This window comes from Glycomyces paridis (assembly GCF_004912155.1).
Classification (GTDB): Bacteria; Actinomycetota; Actinomycetes; order Mycobacteriales; family Micromonosporaceae; genus Glycomyces; species Glycomyces paridis.
Genome location: NZ_STGX01000014.1, coordinates 12109 through 33190 on the forward strand (window position 1 = coordinate 12109; position 21082 = coordinate 33190).

Genomic DNA, 21082 nt, shown 5'->3' on the forward strand with positions numbered 1-21082 from the left:
TGCCCACTCTGTCAACCCTAGGACGGCGACATGCCCACCGGCGTGGCCCTGCGCGACGCGCGCCAACAGCTCTACGACGCCGCCGAGCGCATCCTGCTCCGCGACGGCCCGAGCGCCCTCAGCAGCAGGGCCGTCACCACCGAAGCCGGCGTCGCCAAAGGCGTCCTCCACCGCCACTTCGCCGACTTCGACGCCTTCGTCGCCGAATTCGTCCTCGACCGCGCCGAACGCACCAGCGCCGAAATGGCTTCCCTGCGCGACACCGCCGGCGCCGGCGACATCGCGGCCAACCTCACCAACGCCCTCACGGCCCTGTTCGCATCGGTCGCGGTCGCCGTCATCCCGCTCATCGCCTTCCGCGACGAGGTGCGCAACCGCCTCCGCGACACCTGGCCCGTCGGCGTCCCGGTCCTCACCGAAGCCGCCGAACTCATCGCCGCCTACCTCGCCGCCGAACGCGACCTCGGCCGCATCGCCCCCCGCGCCGACCCCGACACCCTCGCCGCCACCCTCGTCGGCACCGCCCACCTCCTGTACGCGGACAGGGGCAGCCCCGCGCCGCGCACCGAAGACCTCGCCCGCACCGTGGCCGCGATCCTCGAACCGGCCGCACCGAAACGCTGAGGCACCCGGTCAGGCCCCGAGCAGCTCCCCACCGATCGACCGCTCGAACCGGACCACGTGCACCGGCCCCTCGGTCGCCTCACCGCCCCGCTCGCGCCGCCATGCGTCGGCGTCGATTCGCGCAGTGCCCTGCGGCCGCCGCGGGGTGAACGCGACGATGAAACCGAACGTGGTCATCGCCGCGCCGACCAGGGCCAAGAGCGCGGCGAGCAGTACCGGTCCCTCTTGCGACTCCACGCTCCACACCGCGGCGAACGTCAACGCACCGATCGACCCGACTCCCGCCGCCATCGCCCGGACCCTTCGAATGCGAGCGCGAACCGACGCGATCGAGACCAACTCGATCGGCAGCGACGCACCGCACATGCCGCAGTCCAGGCGGACGAGGTCCGTCCCGCGATCAGGCAGACCCACGCCGTGAGGGAACCAGGCGATGTGCCCGGTGTGCTCGAAGGGATTGCTCCGGTCCAGCTCCAGCACGTGCCCCACGGACACGATCGCAGGTACCGTCACATCGGTCCTTCCAAGAGGGCGGCGCTAAGCCGTCAGGATCGTCAGTAGGAACGCCGCCGCCAGGAGCAGCGTTGCCGGAGTCGCGGCGTAGCGTTCGGGCTTGCTGGGGGACAAGAGGTTCAGGACGCTGCCGAGGAAGAGATAGACCGTGATCACCCACATGCCCACCGACAGCAGCGGATCGCCGATCACCGACACGAGGCCGGCCTTGCTCAACAGGAACAGCGCGAACACCACGTAGATCACCACCGCGACCGCACTGCCGATCCGCAGATTGCGCGGCAGCACCTCGTGCTTCCCGCCCCACGCGAAGTGCCCCAACGGCGCACCGGCGGCGAGGGCGATCTGGAGGACGGCGAACGCGGCGAGCACGACCACGCCGACGATTGCGAAGGAGGCCATGACAACACGGTAACCGAAGCGGCCTCGCCTCGGGTGCCGCCCAAATCGCCGGCTCGGCATTCCTTGAGCCGCTCACCGGTTTTCCGGCCGCGTCCAGAGCGCTCGCCAGTCCGGCTATCCGGGCGATCGGCGACGGACGCCCCCGATCGGTGGTTGCCTAGGGGCACCGCCGGGAACCACCGGACCGGGGAACATCCCGGCCCGACCCGGCCAACGAGCGAGGAGCGGACACATGACCGAAGTGCGACCCATCCCCGAGGACTACCCGCGCGTCACCCCGTACCTCCACGTCGACGGCGCCGCCGACGCCATCGCCTTCTACACCCAGGTCCTCGGCGCCACCGAACGCGCCCGCATGGGCGAACCGGACGGCAGGATCGGGCACGCCGAACTGTCCATCGGCGACTCGATCATCATGCTCGCCGACGAGTTCCCCGACCTGGACGTGCGCGGCCCCCGCCACTTCGGCGGCACGCCCGTCTCCCTCCATGTCTACGTCGAGGACGTCGACGCGGTCTTCGCCGCCGCGCTGGCCGCCGGGGCGAGGGAGCTCCGGGCGCTCAGCGACGAGTTCTACGGCGACCGGATCGGGTCCTTCGAAGACCCTTGGGGCCACAAGTGGCACATCGCGAGCCACGTCGAAGACGTCTCCCCGGAGGAGATGGAGCGCCGGGCCGCAAACCAGCGGCAACAGCAGAGTTGAGTTCGGGCGGCGGCGATGCGGACGACTCGGCTTGGGACGCAAGGGACTTGGAGCGGCAATGTGAGCGTCTTGCACCCTTCTGGGTGATGACACCGGTGTGGCCGGGTGTCATCATTGAGATACGCACAGGGATAGGAAATCTGAACAGGCGTCGCAGCGGTGTAGCGCAGACTAAGCCAAGCCTCTGGCCGCTCCGATGTTCTGGCAGGTTTCGAGACGGCGTTGCCGAACGGGTCGGCAGTGGATCGGTCTCATCCCCTGGAGCGCCGCGAGGTGGCTCCTGGTGCTATCGGGTCCGCAGCTGTCCGCCCTGATGCGTAGGGGGCGTGATTGGGTGGAGATCGCCCGGTCGGGATCACCCTGGCCGGGAGGCGGCGTCCTGAACGAGGCGCACCGTCAAGACCCACGATGTCGTATGACCGGTGCATGTTCTGCATTCGGGGACGACCGTCCAGGGTGCGTGTACTGCAACGCACGTCGGCCCAAGAGGCCGATCGGCAGGAGCCATCTGTAGGACGGGCATACGAAGCGTGGGAGAGCGAGGGCCGGCACGGGTTGGCGGCGCGCGCTCCGGGCCAAGCCGGCCGGAGCAGGACGATGCACAGCAGCGCAGAGGAAGGCAGCGCGATGCTGTGCAGACCTGGACCGGATCGAGCCGGGTCGATTCTCATCGGGTGAGGCTGAACCGGGTTGCACCAGGTTGCGCCAAGCCGGAGCGGGTCGCACAGGTCTGGAGCGGAGCAGGCCGGTCCTGGTCGGGTCAGACCGGGCCAGAACGGGCCAGAACAGGCCGGGTCCTGTCGAACCGGATTGGTTCGGGCAGGAGCAGGCCGGGCCCGGTCGGGTCGGGTCGAGTCGGATCGAGTCAGGTCGGGCCGGACCAAACTGGACCCTGTCGGTCCGGACCGGGTCGGAGTGTTGCAGTTGGCTCAACCGGGCCGGCCGGGCCAACCGGTTCGATCGGTACGATCGGGTCACTTGGTCTTCGGGCCGATGGCTCCGAGGACGTAGATCCTCGGGTGGTGTCCCTTCTGGAAGACCTTGTGGACCTCTTCGACCCGCCAGTCGGATCGGAACCGGGGGAGGAGGCGCTCCATCAGGCGGATCTCGTGGGTGAGCACGGTGAGTCGGGCTTGCGGCGCGGCGAGGTTGCGGGCGGCCGTGAGGAGGTGCTCGTACAGGGCTCCGTTGGTCGCGTGGCTGCCGGTGATGGTGCCCCAGGGTGGATCGGCGAGGATCGCGTCGAACTTCCTGCCTTTGAGAAGGCCTGGCTCGGTGATGTCGGCGGTGAGGAGTTGGGCCCGTCCGGTGAGGTTCGCGGCGTTGAGGTTCGCCTTGCAGGCGAGGATCGCGGCTTCGTCGTGGTCGACGCCTACCGATTCTCTTGTCCCGCTGTGCAGGAGGCGCTCGATGAGCAGGGTTCCGGAGCCGCACATGAGGTTGAGGACGCGCGGTCGGTCGGGCACGGTCTGGGCGATTGCCGCCGCGATGGTGGCGTTGGCGGCGCCGGGGTAGTCCGCGACGCGCCAGCGGCGGGCCGAGAGAGGGCGTGTCGTAGTGCGCACCAGGACATCCCAGCCGTCGGCGTCAGGAGAGCGGCGGACCCGTACGACCAGGTCGCCGTTGTGGCGCCGGTACGGCAGGCCTGTAGCCGAGGCGAGGTCCTCCGCGATGCGGCGGAAGACGGCCGAGTCGCTGCCGGCGGCCTCGATGCGGAATGAGCGGGGCGGGTCGTCGTGGCATTGGCGCGCGAGGGCTTCGGCGGCGTCGGCGATGCGGCGCAGGTTCTCGCGGCGCAGCAGTGATGCGGGCTTTGCGATGCCGAAGCGGAGCACGAGGAACGCCGCGACGGCCGTGCGCAGGCGGCGCAGGTCGGTCGTCGGGCCCGGGTAGGCGAATGCGAGGGCGTCGTTGCGGCCGGGCACTGGGATGGGTTCGGTGGCTCGGGGGAGGGTTGAGCGGATCTCGTCGGCCAGCGCGTACCGGAGGCCGGGGAGGAACGTCGCCTCGTACTTGCGGGTGCGGGCGGGACGGTGGATCGGGGACACGAAGGGCCCCTTTCGATGACGAAGAGCGTTGCGGGAGAGCGATGCCGCGTCGGCGGCGGCCCCGGCACGGCCGGGGACTCGGTGAGCGCGAGGAGATCGAGGTCCTCTGGGCGGCCTGAGTGCGGCCGTGGCTCGGGTACGTCGACACCACGCCCGGGGCGGGCCGCTCGGCCCTGCGTTCCGGTACGCGGTCGCTGCTGGTCCCGCTCTAGTTCGTCATTGCGGCCCAACGTAGGCGCAGGGCGTCAGCCGCCGCAACGCATTTTCCGGCGTAGGGGGAGCCATCGAGCGGCTGGTGGTGGCTGAGGTGGGCGGTGGCGGAGGCGGGCGTTGCGGGTTGGGTCTCTGCTCCCGTAAGCGAGCGGTTGGTGCTGGTGAAGGCGGGCGTTGCGGGCCGGGACTTCCCTCGCGCAGGCGGCTCGAAGCGTGTGGCGTGGCGGTGGCGAACGGCGCGCGCGATGCAGCGCCGCTTGTGTAGGCGGGCCGAGAGCGGCTGTGGAGACTGGCGTTGCGCGCGTCGGGGGTGCCGTTCGCGTCGTGGGTGGAGATGGCGCGCCTTACGCGTTGAGACGGCGCTTGTGTAGAGGCGGGCCGAGGGTGGTTGCGGAGACTGGCGTCGCTCGCGTCGGGGATGCAGTTCGCGTCGTGGGCGGCGCGTCTTGCGCGCGCTGAGGCGGCGCTCGCGTGGGCGGGCCAAGGGGCGGCGGTTGCGGAGGCGGGCGTTGCGCGCCGGAGCGCCGTTCGTTCCGTGGGCTGGCGCGGTTGGATACAGGCTTCGCGAGCCCGCTCGCGTTGGCGGACCTCCCGCGCTGCGGTGCTGCTCGTGTCGTCGGGGTGGGTCCGGCTCCTTCTCGCCGTGGCCGATCTGGTGCGGGCGGATTCGCCGATCGACCTGGTGTTTGTGTCGTCGATGCATTTGTCGGTCTGAAGAAGCTGGTCGGGAGCGATTGACAAAGTTTGGTCTCACAACTTAGTCTTTGTATCGAGGACTATCGATAGGGCTGTGCGCCTCGTCCTTCCGGCAGCTACGCGGACATAAGGAGTGCCATGCAAGTCAAGCGTCGAACCAGGAGATGGGTCGCACTGGCGACCATGGCGGCAGCGGTCCTCGCCGCGGGGCTCGGGATGCTCGTGCCCTCGATCGCCTACGCGGACGAGGGCTGCGAGGTCGAGTACACGGTCGCGAACCAGTGGCCCGGGGGCTTCACCGCGAACGTGTCGATCACCAACCTCGGATCGGCCGTGAACGGCTGGGACCTGGTGTGGACCTTCCCGAACGGCCAGCGCGTCACGCAGGCCTGGGGCGCGACCACGACGAACGCCGGCGACCAGGTCACCGCGACGAACGTGAGCTACAACGGCTCGATCGCCAGCTCGGGCTCGGTCTCCTTCGGGTTCAACGGCTCGTGGACCGGCTCCAACAACGAGCCCGCCTCGTTCGCGCTGAACGGCACCGTGTGCGACGGCGGCGTGGTCGAGCCCACGACTCCGCCCACCACGACCCCGCCGCCCACCGGCTCCGTGAACGCCATGGAGACCGTCGCGGCGATGCAGCCGGGCTGGAACCTCGGCAACTCGCTCGACGCGGTCGGCTCCGACGAGACCGCGTGGGGCAACCCGCGGATCACCGAGGCGCTCATCGACAACGTCGCGGCCCAGGGCTACAACAGCATCCGCATCCCCGTCACGTGGGACAACCACCAGTCCAAGTCCGCCCCGTACGCCGTCGAGGACGCCTATCTCGACCGGGTGGAAGAGGTCGTGGGCTGGGCCCTCGACGCGGACCTGTACGTGCTCATCAACATCCACCACGACTCGTGGATCTGGATGGCGGACATGAACACCAACCGCACGGTCGTGGAGGCCCGCTACGAGGCCATCTGGACCGAGCTGGCCGACCGCTTCCGCGACGCCCCGCAGGAGCTGCTGTTCGAGAGCGTGAACGAGCCGCAGTTCAACAATGTGGACGATGCGACCGCGTACGGGCTGCTCGACGACCTGAACACCTCGTTCCACGAGATCGTGCGCGACTCGGGCGGCAACAACGCCGAGCGCGTGCTCGTGCTGCCGACGCTGCACACGAACGCCGACCAGGGCCGTCTGGACGCGCTCAGCGACACCATTGCGGCGCTTGACGACCCGAACATCGCCGCGACGATCCACTACTACGGCTTCTGGCCGTTCAGCGTGAACATCGCGGGGTACACGAAGTTCAACGACGAGGTGAAGGCCGACCTCGAAGGCTACTTCGACCGGGCCTACAACGAGTTCGTTGCGAACGGCATCCCGGTGCTCGTCGGCGAGTACGGCCTGCTGGGCTTCGACGCCCACACGGGCACGATCGAGCAGGGCGAGAAGCTGAAGTTCTTCGAGTACGCCGGGCACTACGCGAACGAGAAGGGCATCACGCTCCAGCTGTGGGACAACGGGCAGCACTTGGGCCGCACCAGCTTCCAGTGGAGCGACCCCGAGCTGTTCGCGATGATGGAGTCGGTGTGGACCGGGCGCTCCTCGACGGCCTCGACCGACCAGGTGTTCATCGCCAAGTCCGGTTCGGTCACGGACGCGACGATCACGCTCAACCTCAACGGGAACACGTTCCAGGGGCTGCGCAACGGCTCGACCCAGCTCGTCCAGGGCACCGACTACACGATCTCGGGTTCGACGCTGACGATCAAGGCGTCCAAGCTGACCAGCCTGCTCGGCGACCGCTCCTACGGCGTCCGGGCGAACCTCCACGCCGAGTTCTCCAGCGGCGCGGACTGGCGGATCAGCCTGGTCTCCTACGACACGCCGACGGTGTCGGCGGCGTCCGGCACGACCGCGTCGTTCGCGATCCCGACGTCCTTCAAGGGCGACCAGCTCGCGACGATGGAGGCGAAGTACGCCGACGGCTCGAACGCGGGCCCGCAGAACTGGACCTCCTACAAGGAGTTCGCGCGGGCCTTCGGACCCGACTACACGGCGGGCACGATCGGCCTGACCGAGGACTTCTTCGCCGAGGTCAACGACGGCCAGAAGGTCACGCTGACGTTCCACTTCTGGAGCGGCAAGACCGTGACCTACTACGTGACCGAGTCCGGCGGCAACGTCACCGGCTCGCTGAGTTAGGCACCATCGCCGCCCCCGACGCGACGCGTCGGGGGCGGCGGCGCGCCCGGGGCCGGTTCGGGGTGTCCGGCGACGGCGTCGAGGAGGCCGGGGAAGGCGGCGTCGATGTCGGTGCGGCGCAGGGAGTTCATGCGGGAGGTGCCGACGTAGTACTGGCGGATGAGCCCGGCTTCGCGCAGGACCTTGAAGTGGTGGGTGCCGGTGGACTTGCTGACGACCATCGGGAAGGTGCCGCAGGCGCGGTCCTCGCCGCTCGCGTAGAGCCCGCGCACGATGGCGCGGCGGATCGGGTCGGCGAGCGCTTCGAGCACCTGCTGCATGGTGACGTCCTCGATCGCGGGGTGCGCGGGCACCCGCGCGTCCTGCCGTGTCTTCGCTGTCACTCGTGCCTCCCTCGCCGATTATACGACCGCGATCGAAGTATGATCGGCGTCGAACTTCGAGAGGGGATGGTCGGCATGGCCAAGACGGTGCGATTCGGCGAGTACGGCGAACCTGAGGTACTGGTCGTCGAGGACGTTCCGGTGGCCGAGCCCGGCCCCGGCGAGCTGCTCGTGCGCATCGAGGCGATCGGCCTCAACCGCGCCGAGGCGCTCTACCGCAGGGGCCTCTACATCGAGCGGCCGAACGCGTTCCCCGCGAAGCTCGGCGCCGAGGCCGCCGGGACCGTCGAGTCGGTCGGCCCGGGCGTCACCGGTTTCGAAGCGGGCCAGGCGGTCAGCGTCATCCCCTCGTTCTCGATGAACGACTACGCGGTGTACGCCGAACGCGCCGTCGTCCCCGCCTCGGCGGTCCTCGACCGCCCCGAGGGGATTGACGCGGCCACCGGCGCCGCCGTGTGGATGCCGTACCTGACCGCGTACGGCGCGCTCGTGCAGGTCGGTGGCCTCAAGGCCGGCGACCCCGTCGTCATCACCGCCGCCTCCAGCTCCGTCGGGCTCGCCGCGATCCAGATCGCGAACCGCCTGGGCGCTAAGCCGATCGCGACAACCCGCACCACCGCCAAGCGCGACGCGCTCCTGGAGGCGGGCGCGGCCGCGGTCGTCGTGACCGAGGACGAGCCGCTCGCCGAACGCGTCCTCGAACTGACCGGCGGCAAGGGCGCCCGCCACGCCTTCGACGCGGTCGCCGGAAGCGCCGTCGCCAACCTCGTGCGCGCCACCGCCCCCGGCGGCACCGTGTTCCTCTACGGCGTCCTCTCGGGCGAGGCGACCCCGTTCCCGAACTTCGCGCTCGGGATGCCCGCCGTGGCGCTGCGGACCTTCCTCGTCCACGAGACCACCCGCTCGCCCGAGCGGCTGCGCGAGGCCGAGGCCTTCATCGTCTCAGGGCTGCGCTCGGGCGCCTTCACGCCGAGGATCGACCGGGCCTTCGCCTTCGACGACATCGCCGCCGCCCACGCCTACCTCGAACGCGGCGGCCAGATCGGCAAGATCATCGCCACCGTCTAGGCCGGGGCCGTGCGTCGACCTCAGGCGGTCGACTCCCGGACGACGAGCTCGAACGGGGCCGTGTGCTCCTCGGGCTCGCGGCCCGGGTCGTCCAGGCGGGCCGCGATGAGCGCCACCGCCTTCGCGGCCATCCACCGGTGGTCGGGGGCCACCGTCGACAGCGACGGGACCATGTAGGAGGCCTCGGGGACGTCGTCGAAGCCGACCACGCGCACGTCCTCGGGGCACCGCAGCCCCACGTCCGCGAGACCGCGCAGCACCCCCTGCGCCACCGTGTCGGTCACCGCGACCACGCCGTCGAACCGCACGCCCGCCGCGTGCAGGTCCCGCACCGCCCTCCGGCCGCTCGCCATGTGCATCCCCGTCAGGGACCAGAGCGCCGGGTCCGCCGCGAGCCCGGCCGCCTCAAGGGCCTCCACGTAGCCGCGGTGGCGGCGCGAGACCACGTGCACCCCTTCGAGGGAGCGGCCGGTAACGATCGCGATCCGCTCGCACCCGCGCGCGATGAGGTGCTCGGTCGCCGCCCGCGTGCCCGCCTCGTTCGCCATACCGACGTGATCGATGCTCGCCCCGTAGTCGCGCTCGCCGAGCATCACGATCGGGAAGTCCCCCCACGCCTGCCCGCGGTCGCGCGGGTCCAGCGCCACCGCGCTCAGGATAAGACCGTCGAACTGGAGCTTGTGCGACTGCGCGATCGCAGCCGCCTCGCCCTCGGCCGCCGCGCCGGTCTGCTCGATCGCGACATGGAAGCCGCGCGCCCGCGCCTCCTCGATGACGTGCGCCGCGAGCATCCCGTAATAAGGCCGGTCGACCTCGGGCACCGCCAGGCCGATCACGCCGGTCCGGCCCGCCTTCAGCGTGCGCGCGTTGACGTTCAAACGGTAGCCGGACTCCTTGATGGCGTCGAGGACCCGCCGCCGCACCGGCTCGCTGACCCCCGCGCGGTCGTTGACCACATTGGAGACCGTCATCTTCGACACGCCGGCCAGCCGCGCCACGTCGCTCATCGTCACCATGTCCAACCGCCCTCCGCGTCCGTCGCCACCCATGTTCCCATCATCCGAAGTGGCGGATCGCCCACGCCGTGTGCGACGTGGGCGATCCCTCCGGGCACAGGCCTACGCGATCGCGCCCGCGACGGTCACGAACGAGTGCGCCGGCAGGTGCACCCGCAGCTTCCCGCCCTCCACGGACACCCCGTCGTGCGCGCGCGGCGCCACCGACTCCGGCGCCTCGGGCGTGTTGTGGTCCTGAAGCGCACCGGCCGTCAGGATCAGCGCCTCGACCCCCTCGACCGACCCGCCGCGCAGGTCGATCTCGACGTCCTGCGCCGCACCCGCGTCCAGGTTCGACAGCGACACCAGCAGGCGCCCGTCCTTGCGGCTCGCCGAGACCGACACCGTCTCCAGCGTCGCGTCCCCGACCTCGCGCGAAGGCTGCTCGCCTACCCGGTCCACGCGCAGGCTCGCCGCGTCCTGGTGGCCCTTGTTCATCCGGAACACGTGGTAGGTCGGCGTCAGCACCAGCGCCTTCGACTCCGGATCGGTGAGGATCATCGCCTGGAGCACGTTCACCGTCTGCGCGATGTTCGCCATCACGAGCCGGTCGGCGTGCTTGTGGAACACGTCGAAGTGCACGCTCGCCACCAGCGCGTCCCGCAGCGTGTTCTGCTGGTACAGGAACCCGGGGTTCGTGCCCGGCTCCACGTCCCACCACGTGCCCCACTCGTCCAGCACGATCCCGATCTCCTTCTGCGGGTCGTACAGGTCCATGACGTTGGCGTGCCCGGTCAGCAGCTCGTCGGTGCGCGCGGCCTTCACCATCGTCGTGTAGTACTCGTCGTCGGTGAACACCGTCGCCGCGCCCTTGTCGGCCCAGGTGCCCGCGATCGTGTAGTAGTGCACCGAGACCGCCTGGTACATCGGGCGCTCCACGCGCTGGCAGCCCAGGTGCGAGAGCTGCTTCATGAGCGTCTCGGTCCAGCCGTAGCTGAAGTCGGAGGCCCCGGCGGCGATGCGGTAGAGCTTGTTGTCGCCGTAGTCGCGGCAGTAGGTCGCGTACCGGCGCGCTTCGAGCGCGTACTGCTCGGCGCTCATGTTGCCGCCGCAGCCCCAGGTCTCGTTGCCCAGGCCCCAGTACTTGACCTTCCAGGGCTCCTCGCGGCCGTTGGCCTTGCGCTGGCGCACGGCGGGGGAGTCGCCGTCGCGGGTGAGGTACTCGACCCACTCGCTCATCTCCTGGACGGTGCCGGAGCCGACGTTCCCGGAGATGTACGGCTCGGTGCCCAGCAGCTCGCACAGGGCCATGAACTCGTGGGTGCCGAAGTGGTTGTTCTCCTCGACCCCGCCCCAGTGGGTGTTGACCATGACCGGCCGGTCCTCCTTGGGGCCGATCCCGTCACGCCAGTGGTACTCGTCGGCGAAGCAGCCGCCGGGCCAGCGCAGGTTGGGGATGTCGAGGGCCTTGAGGGCCTCCACGACGTCGAGGCGGATGCCGCCCTCGTTGGGGATGTCGGAGTCCTCGCCGACGTAGAAGCCGCCGTAGATGCACCGGCCGAGGTGCTCGGCGAAGTGGCCGTACACGTGGCGGTTGATCTTGGGGCCTTCGATGTCGACGTTGATCACGGCGGAGACGGTCATGTGGGGCCTTCCTCGGCGTCCGGCAGAGTATGTTTATCGGTAAAGGAAGCTCACTCTACCCGCCTCCCGCGCCCGCCTGTCAAGCGATCGGCGAAGATCGCCGCCGCGGGTACCGTTGCCGTCATGACCGACGCGTTCACCCGCGACTGGCAGGCCTGGCACGACCGCCGCGAGGCCGCCCTCCAGGAGCCCCACGGCTGGCTCAGCCTCACCGCCCTCCACTGGCCCGGCGACGAACCCGAGGGCCTCGACGGGCTCCCGGGCCTGTGGAGCGCCGAAGGCGCGAAGCTCACCGTCACCGCCGAGGCCGCCGAAGGCCTCGCGATCGACGGCGAGAGCGTCGACGGCACCGCCGTCGTCACCGCCCCCGCCTGGATCGACCACGGCGACCGGCGGCTTGAAATCGCCCTGCGTGGCGGGCGCGCCGCCGTCCGCGTCCGCGACCCCCAGGCGCCCACCCGCACCGGCTTCACCGGCGTCCCCGCCTACGCGATCGACCCCGCCTGGGTCGTTCCGGCCCGCTTCACTCCCGAACCCGACACCCTGACGGTCGGCTCGGTCCGCCCCGGCCTGGAGCAGCCGCTCCGCATCACCGGCAGCGTCGCCTTCGACCTCGCCGGCGAACCCCGCCGACTGACCGCCGCCGACGGCGGTGACGGCCGCCTGTGGCTCCTCTTCCGAGATGCCACCAACGGCGATACCACCGCCGGCTTCCGCCAGCTCACCACCGACGCGCCCGCCGCGGACGGCGCCGTCGCCCTCGACTTCAACCGCGCCCTCAACATGCCGTGCGCCTTCACCGACCACGGCACCTGCCCGCTCCCGCCTCCCGGCAACGCCCTCGACGTCCCGGTCACCGCAGGGGAACTCGCGCCGCGCTAGCGGAGCCGGCCCTCCTCGACGCGCAGGACCCGGTCGGCGAGCCGGTCGGCGGCGGACCGCTCGTGCGTGATGAGCACGATCGCCATGCCGCCCCCGGCCTTCAGCGCGGCGAGCAGGTCGAGCACCCCCGCCGCCGCGGGCGCGTCGAGACCGGAGGTGATCTCGTCGCACACCAGGACCTCCGGACGGGCCGCGAGCGCCCGCGAGAGGGCGGCGCGCTGGAGCTGGCCGCCGGAGAGCCCGCCGGGGCGCCTCGCCGCCGCCGCGAGCGGGAGGCCGGTCTCGGCGAGGAGTCGCCCGGCCTCGGCGCGCGCCGGGCCCTTCGCCATGCCGCGCAGCCGGACCGCGGTGCGCGCCACCTGGTCGAGGATCGGGCGGCGCTCGTCGAAGGAGGCGCGGGCGTCCTGGAAGACGTACTGGACGCGGGCGCGCTCGGCGCGGGTGCGGCCACGCTCGCGCAGCGGGAGCGGCACGCCGTCGAGCAGCAGTGTCCCCGCGGCGGTCCGCAGTCCCGCGACGGCGCGTCCGAGCGTGGTCTTGCCCGAACCCGAAGGGCCGGTGACGGCGACGCACTCGCCGCGCCTGAGCGTGAACGAGGCACCGCCGAGCAGGACCGCGCGCCGTGCCCGCACGGTGAGGCCTCGGGCCTCCAGTCGCACCGGCGCGCCCGGGTCGGCGTGCGGGCCCGGCGTCGCCGTCCGCGCGGCGAGGAGCCGGCGGGTGTGCGGATGCTCCGGAGCCGCGAACAGGTCCGCGGTCGGGCGGTGCTCGACGATCGCCCCCGAGGCGAGGACCGCCGTGTGGTCGGCGATCGCCTCCACCAGGTCGAGGTCGTGGCTGAGGAGGACGACCGCCAGGCCGCCGTCGGAGGCGGCCCTGAGCTCGGCGGCGATCCGGTCGCGGTTCGCGGGGTCCTGGCCGGTGGTCGGCTCGTCGGCGACGAGGAGCCGCGCCCCGCCGAGGAACGCGTGCGCGAGGACGAGCCGCTGCTGCTGCCCGCCGGAGAGCCGGTGCGGGAACCGTCGCATCAGCGCGGGATCGAGGCCGGCGCGGCGCAGCGCCTCATCGGCGGCGCCGGGCGGGCGGCCCGCGGCCTTCGCGAGGTCGGCGAGGATGCCCCCGATGCGCCGCACCGGGTTGAGCACGGCCGCCGGCTGCTGCGGCAGGTGCGCGACCGGCAGCCGACCGCGCGGCCCGGCGAGCATGTCCACGCCGTCGACTTCGACGGTCCCTGTCGCGTGCAGGCGGACCGCGTCGAGGAGGGCGGAGCCGACGGTGGTCTTGCCCGAGCCGGAGGCGCCGACGATCGCGAGGATCCGGCCCGCGTCCACGGTGAACCCGATCCCGGCGACGATCGGTTTCGGCCCGGCCTCGACCCGCAGGCCCTCGACGCGGACGACGTTCTCGGCGTTCATGGCGTGTCCCTTCGCGACAGGAGCCGGTCGAACAGCAGGTTCAGGCCCACCGACAGTGCGACCAGCAGCGCCGCGGGGAGCACGACCCCCCACGGGGACAGGAAGATCCCGCCGCGGTTGGCGTCGACCATGACGGCCCAGTCGTTCGCCTCGGGCCCGGCCACCCCGAAGAAGCTCGCGGCGGCGACCAGGTAGCACGCTCCGACGAGCCTGACTCCGGCGTCGGCGGCGACCGTGGGCAGGATCGAGCGCGCGGTGTGCACGGTCGCGATCCGCCACGGATGCTCGCCCTGGAGCCACATCGCCTCGACCGCGGGCCGGTGCGCCGCGTCGAGGGCCGCGGCCCTCGTGATGCGCGCGATGTCGGGCAGGTTCACCGACGCGGTGACGAGGACGAGCGTCCAGGCCGTCGGCGGCGCGATCGAGGCGAGGATGAGCACCAGCAGCAGCGACGGCAGCGCGAGCAGGAGGTCGAAGGGCCGCATGAGCAGTTCGTCGAGCCAGCGGCGGCGTGTGGAGGCCGCCGCGAGGCCGACCGGAAAGCCCGCCGCGTACGCGAGCGCCGTGGCCGCGACGGCGGTGAGGACGATGCCCCGGCCGCCGTCCAGGACCCCGTCCAGGACGCTCGCGCCGAGGTGGTCGGTGCCGGGCCAGGGCGCCTCGGGATCGAACGGCCGTGCCCGCTCGCCGCCCGCGAACGGCACGAGCGGCCCGAGGAGCGCCAGCGCGAGCGGCACCGCCAGGAGCGTCACGATGACGGCGGTTTCGATGCGGCGCTTCACGAGGCGACCTCCAGTCGCGGTGCGAGCCGGAACGCGACGAGGTCCGCGGCGAGGTTCACCAGGACGGTCGTGACGCCGAAGACCACCGCGATCCCCTGCACCACAGGCAGGTCGCGCGCGTTGACCGCGTCGACGAGGGCGGTGCCGAGGCCGGGGACGACGAAGACGCTCTCGACCACGATGACGCCGCCGAGGAGCCAGTCCGCGGTGCGGGCGATCTGCGCGGCGGCGGGTGCGAGCGCGTTCGGCAGCGCGTGGGCCCAGACCACCGTGCGCTCGGGCACCCCGGCGCGGCGGGCGTGCGCGGTGTACTCGGCGTCGAGCGCCTCGATCATCCCGGCGCGCACCAGTCGCGCGATCGAGCAGATCGGCCGGGCGAGGAGCACGAGCACGGGCAGGACCAGTACGAGCGGTTCGTCCAGGAGCGAGCCTGCGCCGACGGCCGTGGGCGGCAGCCAGTCGAGGCCGATCGCGAAGACGCTCACCAGGAGTACCGCGAGGGCGAACTCGGGGACGGCGTAGAGCCCGACGCTCGTGGTGGTGATGAGGCGGTCGGGCCACCGGCCCCGGCGGCGGGCCGCCGCCACGCCGAGTCCGATCGACATGGGCAACAGGAGGACGAGGGTGACCCCGGCGAGGATGAGCGTCGGTTGGAGGGCGTCGGCGATGATCGCCGAGACGGGGCGCCCGGAGACCAGTGAGGTCCCGAGGTCGCCGGTGGCGAGCCCGCCGATCCAGTCGGCGAGCCGTGCGGGAGCGGGCTCGTCGAGGCTCATGCGCTCGCGGATCCGCTCGATGACGGCGGGGTCGGGCCGGTCCCCGGCGAGCGCGACGGCCGCGTCGCCGGGGAGCAGCTCGACCAGTGCGAACGCGAGCGCGGCGACGGCGGCGACCTGGATCGCCCCCAGGCCGGCGCGGCGGGCCGCGTAGGCGATCACTACTCGGTCCAGACCTTGTCGAAGCGGGCCCAGTCGAGCGTGTTGGCGGGTGCGGGTTCGACGCCGCGGACGTGCGCGGCGGTGCCGACGATCCAGTCGGCGAAGCCCCAGACGAGGTAGCCGCCCTCGTCGTGGAGTCGCTGTTGGAGCTCGTCGTAGAGGGCCTGGCGGTCGGTCTCGTCGGCGGTGGACTGGAGCAGGAGGTACCGGTCGTCGAAGTCGGCGTCGCGCCACGCGGTGAGGTTGGTGGGGGAGTCGGTGAGGAGGCGCTGGGACAGGTGCGAGGCGATGGGCATGGCGCCGGAGCGGTAGGACGCGATCTGGCCCTCGGTGAGGATCTCAGACCAGTAGGTGTCGGCGTTGCGGACGTTGAGTTCGACTTGGACGCCGCCTTCGCGGAGCTGTTCGGCGAAGATCCGCGCGGCCTCGGGGAGGCCCGCGCCGACCTCGGCGGTGTCGAGCACGACGCTCAGGCCGGGGACGCCGGCCTCGGCGAGGAGGGCCTTGGCCGCCTCGACGTCGCGTTCGCGCTGCGGGATGGCGTCGGCGTAGTGCTCGAAGCCGAGTCCGAAGAGGTCGTTGCCGACCAGGCCGCGACCGGAGAGGACGGACTCGAGGAGCGCTTCGCGGTCGCACAGCAGGAACATCGCCTGGCGCACGCGCGGGTCGTCGAAGGGCGCGCGGTCGGTCTTCATGGCGAAGCCGAGCATGTTGGAGCCGGGCGAGGAGAGGAGGGTGATCGCGTCGTCGCCCTCGTTGGCGCGGGCGGTGGTCGCGGAGAGGTCGTGGGCGTAGTCGACCTGGCCGCCGAGGAGGGCGTTGACGCGGGCCGACTCCTCGTCGGCGACGACGATCTCCAGCCGGTCGAGGAGGGCCGGGCCGTCCCAGTGGTCGGCGAAGCGGTCGGCGGCGAAGCTTCGCCCGGGTTCGAAGGCGGCGAACGTGAACGGGCCGGTGCCGACGGGCGCGGTGAAGTCGTCGGCCCCTTCGGGGACGATGTAGGCGCCGAAGGCCGCGAGGGAGGCGGGGAACTCGGCGAGGGGGTGGCGCAGGACGAACTCGACGGTGCGGTCGTCCACGGCGCGGCTGGCGTCGAGGTCGATCGGTGCGAGGTCCTGCCCGGCGCGGAAGGTCTCCTCGGGGTCGGTGATGCGCCGGTAGCTGTAGAGGACGTCGGCGGCGGTGAGCGGCGCGCCGTCGTGGAAGACCGCCTCGCGCAGCCGGACCGTCCATACGGTCAGGTCGGCGTTCCCCTCCCAGCTCTCGGCGAGTCGGGGCACGGCGGCCATGTCGCCGCCGAGGTCGGCGAGCTTGTCGTACATCGCCTTCGCGCGGGCGGCGTCGGCGAAGAGGTTGACGCGGTGCGGGTCGAGGGTCTCGGCGGCGCCGCCGCCGGCGAAGGCCGCGCGGAGGGTGCCGCCGTGTTTCGGTTCGGCGCCGGTGCCGCCGCATCCGGCGAGGAGGGCCGCGCCCGCGAGGCCGAGTGCGCCGCGCCTGGTGATGGCAGTGAGGTGCATGTTCGTTTCCTTTTCGTGGTGTCTCAAGAGGTTCGGACGGTGTTGCGCGTGCCGCGCGCGACCGCGGCCGCGGAGGCGAGGCCGAGGGCCGCGCAGCACAGCCAGGACGCGGCGGTCCCGGCCCGGTCGGCGACCAGCCCCGCGGCGGCGGTGCCGAGGGCCGCGAGGAGCCCGGAGAGGAGGTAGTAGACGCCGAAGTAGGTGCCGGTCAGGCCTGCCGGGGCGGTGTCGGCGACGCGTTCGAGGACGAACGGCTGGGCGATCATGACGCCGACCGACAGGACCAGCGCCGACAGCAGGACCGCCGCGAGGCGGAGGCCCGGTTCGTCGACGGGCGCGGCGAGCGGCGGCAGGAACGCCGCGCCGATGAGGCCCATGCCGATCGCGATGGACGCGGTGGGGCTGCGCCGCCGCCGGAACCAGTCGGTGGCCCGCACCTGGAAGGCGACCGTGGCGACGGTCGCGGCGCCGAAGACCGCGGCGGTGGACCATTCGGTGCCGGTCGCCTCTACGGCGGCCGTCGGCAGCAGGAGGTACAGCTGGTTCTGGAGCGCGAACAGGGCGGCGGTGGCGAGGGTGAACGCCATGAAGCGCCTGTCGGCGAAGGCGTTCCGCCATCCGCCGAGGACGGTGGACGGTGCCGGGGCCGGACGGTGCGCGGGGAGTGCGACCGCCTGCGCGAGCGCGAGGGCCGCGAACAGGACCGCGGCGGTCGCCGCGCCGATCCTGAAGTCCAGCATCGCGAGCGCGGACCCGACGAGGGGTCCGAGGCACATGCCGGCGTTGGCGAACAGGTTGAACAGCGCGAACGCCTCGACCTTGCCGTCGCCGGCGGATTCGGCGACGTAGGCGCGGACGGCGGGGTTGAACAGGGCCCCGGCGGCGCCGCTGACGACGGAGGCGGTGAGGAGCAGCGGCAGCGAGGGCGTCAGCGCGAACAGGCCGAACCCGGCCGCGCGCAGGAGGCACCCGGCGATGATGACGCCGCGGGGGCCGAACCGGTCCGACAGGGTGCCGCCGACGAGGAACAGGCCCTGCTGGCTCAGGTTGCGGACTCCGAGGACGACGCCGACGGCGGCGAGGGAGAACCCGGCGTCGGCTTCGAGGTGGACGGCGAGGTAGGGCACGACCATGTAGAAGCCGAGGTTGACGCCGAGCTGGTTGACCAGGAGGAGCCTGACGGGCAGGGGCTGGGCGTTGAAGGAGCGGGCGGTGCGCACGGGGACCTCGCGGTTGTCGGGGCGGCGGACCTCGAAAATGTAAATGACACCCGTTGTCAATAACAATCGCGGCGGTCCCCTTGTGACCCACGGCGGTCCATGCGCGCATCCGCATGAGCGCATGCGCGAACCTGGTGGAGGCGGCCCCGGACCGGTAGAGTCGTGCATCGCCCCAGCGACACCCCCTCGAAAGGCCCCGATGCTCGACGCCGTCCCCAACCCCGTGCTCTTCAACGCCTTCGGCGTCCCCACCACCCTCATCGAAGTGCTCGGCTTCGTCTCCGGAGCGCTGTGCGTGTGGCTCGTCGCCCGCCAGCACCTCTTCAACTGGCCCCTCGGCATCGTCAACTGCCTCATGTTCATCCTCCTGTTCTCGCAGGCGGGCCTGTACGCCGACGCGGGCCTCCAGCTCGTGTTCATCGCCCTCGGCGCCTACGGCTGGTGGAACTGGGTCAAGGGCGGCGGCCCGACCGCCGACACGCTCCCCGTCAGCCGCACCGGCGCGTTCGAATGGTCCGCGCTCATCGGCGCCGGACTCATCGCCCTCGCCGCCATCGCGGTCCTCCTGACCACCGCCACCGACTCCACCGTCCCGTTCTGGGACGCCCTCACCACCGTGCTCTCGCTCCTCGCCACCTACGGCCAGTGCCGCAAGCGCATCGAGTCCTGGTACCTGTGGATCGCCGCCGACCTCGTCTACATCCCGCTCTACGCCCACAAGGAGCTGTACCTGACCTCGATCCTCTACGTCGGGTTCATGGCCCTGTGCGTCCTCGGACTCTTCAACTGGCGCAAGGACCTCGCCGCGCAGACCCGCACCGCAGAGGCCGCCGCGTGACCCTCCCCGGCCACGGGCTCGTCCTCGGCAAGTTCTACCCGCCCCACGCCGGGCACCATCACCTCGTGCGCGCCGCGCAGGCCCGCTGCGAGCGCCTCACCGTCCTCGTCTGCGCCGCGACGGTCGAGACGATCCCGCTGGAGGACCGCGTCGCCTGGATGCGGGAGGCCCACCCGGGCGTGCGGGTCGTCGGCGCCGTCGACGACGTCCACATGGACGTGAACGACCCCGAGATCTGGGACGCGCACATGGCGGTCTTCGAAGCCGCCGTACCCGAACGCGTCGACGCCGTCTTCACCTCCGAAACGTACGGCGACGAACTCGCCCGCCGCTTCGGCGCCGCCCACGTCCCCGTCGACCCCGGCCGCACCCGCCACCCCGTGTCCGGCACCGCCGTCCGCGCCGACACGGCCGCGCACTGGGGCCACCTGGAGGCGCCGGTGCGCGCCGGGCTCGCCCTCCGCGTCGTCGCCCTCGGCGCCGAGTCCACCGGCACCACCACGATCACCGAAGCGCTCGCCGAGCACTACCGCACCCGAGGCGGCGCCTGGGCGGACACGCGCCGCGTCGAGGAGTACGGCCGGACCTTCAGCGAACAGAAGCTCGCAGCACTCCAGGCCGAGAACCCGGCCGCGACCTGGACCGACGTCGCCTTCGCCTCCGAAGAGTTCCCGCTCATCGCCGAACGCCAACGCGCACTTGAAGAATCAGCCGCCCGTCAAGGCGGCCCCGTCCTGTTCTGCGACACCGACGCCTTCGCGACCGCCATATGGCACGAGCGCTACATGGGCGCCCCGAACCCGGCCGTCGAAGCCCTTGCCACCGGCCACGACCTGTACCTCCTCACCGGCCACGACGGCGTCCCCTTCGAAGACGACGGCCTGCGCGACGGCGAACACCTGCGGCCCTGGATGACCGGCCGCTTCGAGGAGGAACTGCGCCGCACCGGCCGCCGCTTCCTGCGACTCGAAGGCCCCCACGCCGACCGGCTCGCCGCCGCCGTCACCGCCGTGGACGAGCTCATCGCCGAGGCCTGGCACTTCGCCGACCCGCTGCCCGAGCACCGCTGAACGGGGCCTAGTCTCGGCGTGGGGTGTGCCGGGAAGTCTGGTCGGCGACCGACGCCGCCTACCCTGAACGGAGCCGCACCGTGCGGAGCCTCTACAAGTCCCGAGCCGACCGCGAGGTCGTCGCCCGCTGGTGCCGCGAACGGGTCACCGGCCACGAGACCCGGACCGCCGAACTCGGCGACGTCCGCGTCCACCTCACCGTGATCGGCGAAGGCCCCGTCGAGACGGTCCTGGTCCCGGGCACGAACTTCAACGCCGCCACCAGCCTCCGCTTCGCCGCGGCGCTGGCCGAGTGCCGCACCGTCGCCGTCGTGGACCTCCCGGGCCAGCCGGGCCTCAGCAGCGGCCGCCGCCCCCGCGCCCCGCACCGCGGCTGGTACGCCGCGGCCCTGTCCGGGGCGCTCGACGCCCTCGACGCGCGAGGCGTCACCGCGGTCGGGCACTCGCTCGGCGCGGCGGTGGTCGCGGCCTGTGAGAGCGACCGGATCGCGGCGCGGGCCCTGATCTCCCCGGCGGGCTTCACGACCCTGCGCCTCGACGCGCGGATGATGGCGCGCTCGACGGCCTGGCTGCTGGCCCCGTCCCCGGAGCGGACCCGGGCGATGCTGGCGGACTTCACCGCGCCGGGGAACACGGCGCCGGACGAGATCGCCGACTGGCTGACGCTGACGGCCGTGCACTGCCGGTCGACGCTCGCGCCGCCGCCGCTGCCCGACGCTGTCTTTCGGCGGCTGCGCGGCACGCCCCTGGCGGTCGCCGTCGGCGAGCACGACAGGTTCCTGCCGCCCGCCCGGCTCGCACCGGCGGTGCGAGCGGCGCTCGGCGTCGAGCTCCGGGTGCTGCCAGGTGTCGGGCACCTCGCCGTGGACGAGGAGCCGGAGACGATCGCGGCCCTCGTCGGCTCGCTGCGGGAGGGTTAGCCGAGCGCC

Annotated in this window: 19 protein-coding genes; 8 read left to right on the forward strand and 11 right to left on the reverse strand. The window is 71.9% G+C overall.

Annotated features, from left to right (window positions below):
* The first annotated feature begins 30 nt into the window (after positions 1-30).
* Complete coding sequence (locus E9998_RS17835) at positions 31-624, forward strand: TetR/AcrR family transcriptional regulator (protein ID WP_136531054.1); 594 nt, start codon at positions 31-33, stop codon at positions 622-624.
* Between the two features lie 9 nt (positions 625-633).
* On the opposite strand, the gene E9998_RS17840 is transcribed toward E9998_RS17835, so the two are convergent.
* Both E9998_RS17840 and E9998_RS17845 read right to left on the reverse strand, forming a co-directional pair.
* Positions 634-1104: a hypothetical protein gene (locus E9998_RS17840; protein WP_136531055.1), complete on the reverse strand. Its 471-nt coding sequence runs from the start codon at positions 1102-1104 to the stop codon at positions 634-636.
* A gap of 57 nt (positions 1105-1161) precedes the next feature.
* Complete coding sequence (locus E9998_RS17845; protein WP_204745513.1) at positions 1162-1539, reverse strand: hypothetical protein; 378 nt, start codon at positions 1537-1539, stop codon at positions 1162-1164.
* Between the two features lie 232 nt (positions 1540-1771).
* Here E9998_RS17845 and E9998_RS17850 point away from each other — a divergent pair, with 232 nt between their 5' ends.
* Positions 1772-2242 carry a VOC family protein gene (locus E9998_RS17850; RefSeq protein WP_136531057.1) on the forward strand — a complete coding sequence of 157 codons (471 nt, stop codon included), beginning with the start codon at positions 1772-1774 and terminating at the stop codon, positions 2240-2242.
* A 974-nt stretch (positions 2243-3216) separates the two neighbouring features.
* Here the strand turns inward: E9998_RS17850 and E9998_RS17855 are convergent.
* Complete coding sequence (locus E9998_RS17855) at positions 3217-4290, reverse strand: TRM11 family SAM-dependent methyltransferase (protein ID WP_136531058.1); 1074 nt, start codon at positions 4288-4290, stop codon at positions 3217-3219.
* A gap of 1047 nt (positions 4291-5337) precedes the next feature.
* Between E9998_RS17855 and E9998_RS17860 the strand changes: the two genes are divergently transcribed.
* Entirely contained in the window at positions 5338-7401 is a 2064-nt protein-coding gene (locus tag E9998_RS17860; protein ID WP_136531059.1) for a cellulase family glycosylhydrolase, read from the forward strand.
* Here E9998_RS17860 and E9998_RS17865 read toward each other — a convergent pair.
* Positions 7398-7721, reverse strand: coding sequence for an ArsR/SmtB family transcription factor (locus E9998_RS17865; protein ID WP_136531192.1), 324 nt, complete (start codon positions 7719-7721; stop codon positions 7398-7400). The two genes, E9998_RS17860 and E9998_RS17865, sit on opposite strands and share 4 nt — an antisense overlap.
* Positions 7722-7859: 138 nt before the next feature.
* On the opposite strand from E9998_RS17865, the gene E9998_RS17870 reads away from it, so the two are divergent.
* Positions 7860-8852, forward strand: a complete 993-nt coding sequence (locus tag E9998_RS17870; protein ID WP_136531060.1) for a zinc-dependent alcohol dehydrogenase family protein — start codon at positions 7860-7862, stop codon at positions 8850-8852.
* Positions 8853-8872: 20 nt separating this feature from the next.
* On the opposite strand, the gene E9998_RS17875 is transcribed toward E9998_RS17870, so the two are convergent.
* Together E9998_RS17875 and E9998_RS17880 are read right to left on the reverse strand one after the other, a co-directional pair.
* On the reverse strand, positions 8873-9868 hold the full coding sequence (locus E9998_RS17875; protein WP_204745514.1) for a LacI family DNA-binding transcriptional regulator: 996 nt from the start codon (positions 9866-9868) through the stop codon (positions 8873-8875).
* Positions 9869-9970: 102 nt separating this feature from the next.
* Entirely contained in the window at positions 9971-11491 is a 1521-nt protein-coding gene (locus E9998_RS17880) for an alpha-N-arabinofuranosidase (protein ID WP_136531061.1), read from the reverse strand.
* Positions 11492-11614: 123 nt separating this feature from the next.
* On the opposite strand from E9998_RS17880, the gene E9998_RS17885 reads away from it, so the two are divergent.
* Positions 11615-12373 carry a DUF1684 domain-containing protein gene (locus tag E9998_RS17885; protein WP_136531062.1) on the forward strand — a complete coding sequence of 253 codons (759 nt, stop codon included), beginning with the start codon at positions 11615-11617 and terminating at the stop codon, positions 12371-12373.
* Here the strand turns inward: E9998_RS17885 and E9998_RS17890 are convergent.
* From E9998_RS17890 to E9998_RS17910, 5 genes are read right to left on the reverse strand one after another with little or no spacing between them, the layout of a single operon-like run.
* Positions 12370-13788, reverse strand: a complete 1419-nt coding sequence (locus tag E9998_RS17890) for an ABC transporter ATP-binding protein (RefSeq protein WP_136531063.1) — start codon at positions 13786-13788, stop codon at positions 12370-12372. The genes E9998_RS17885 and E9998_RS17890 overlap by 4 nt on opposite strands.
* Positions 13785-14570, reverse strand: a complete 786-nt coding sequence (locus tag E9998_RS17895; RefSeq protein WP_136531064.1) for an ABC transporter permease subunit — start codon at positions 14568-14570, stop codon at positions 13785-13787. Before E9998_RS17895 ends, E9998_RS17890 begins: the two co-directional genes overlap by 4 nt.
* Entirely contained in the window at positions 14567-15508 is a 942-nt protein-coding gene (locus tag E9998_RS17900; protein WP_136531065.1) for an ABC transporter permease, read from the reverse strand. The genes E9998_RS17895 and E9998_RS17900 overlap by 4 nt, the downstream gene beginning before the upstream one ends.
* A complete protein-coding gene (locus E9998_RS17905) occupies positions 15508-17025 on the reverse strand; it encodes an ABC transporter substrate-binding protein (protein ID WP_136531066.1) in 1518 nt (505 codons plus the stop codon). Before E9998_RS17905 ends, E9998_RS17900 begins: the two co-directional genes overlap by 1 nt.
* 23 nt (positions 17026-17048) lie before the next feature.
* Complete coding sequence (locus tag E9998_RS17910; protein WP_204745515.1) at positions 17049-18245, reverse strand: MFS transporter; 1197 nt, start codon at positions 18243-18245, stop codon at positions 17049-17051.
* 199 nt (positions 18246-18444) lie between these two features.
* On the opposite strand from E9998_RS17910, the gene pnuC reads away from it, so the two are divergent.
* The 3 genes from pnuC (at position 18445) to E9998_RS17925 (ending at position 21073) form a co-directional block, all read left to right on the forward strand.
* Positions 18445-19083, forward strand: coding sequence for a nicotinamide riboside transporter PnuC (gene pnuC / locus E9998_RS17915; RefSeq protein WP_136531068.1), 639 nt, complete (start codon positions 18445-18447; stop codon positions 19081-19083).
* On the forward strand, positions 19080-20153 hold the full coding sequence (locus E9998_RS26805) for an AAA family ATPase (protein WP_136531069.1): 1074 nt from the start codon (positions 19080-19082) through the stop codon (positions 20151-20153). The genes pnuC and E9998_RS26805 overlap by 4 nt, the downstream gene beginning before the upstream one ends.
* A gap of 80 nt (positions 20154-20233) precedes the next feature.
* Positions 20234-21073, forward strand: coding sequence for an alpha/beta fold hydrolase (locus E9998_RS17925; RefSeq protein ID WP_158299860.1), 840 nt, complete (start codon positions 20234-20236; stop codon positions 21071-21073).
* Positions 21074-21082: the final 9 nt, after the last annotated feature.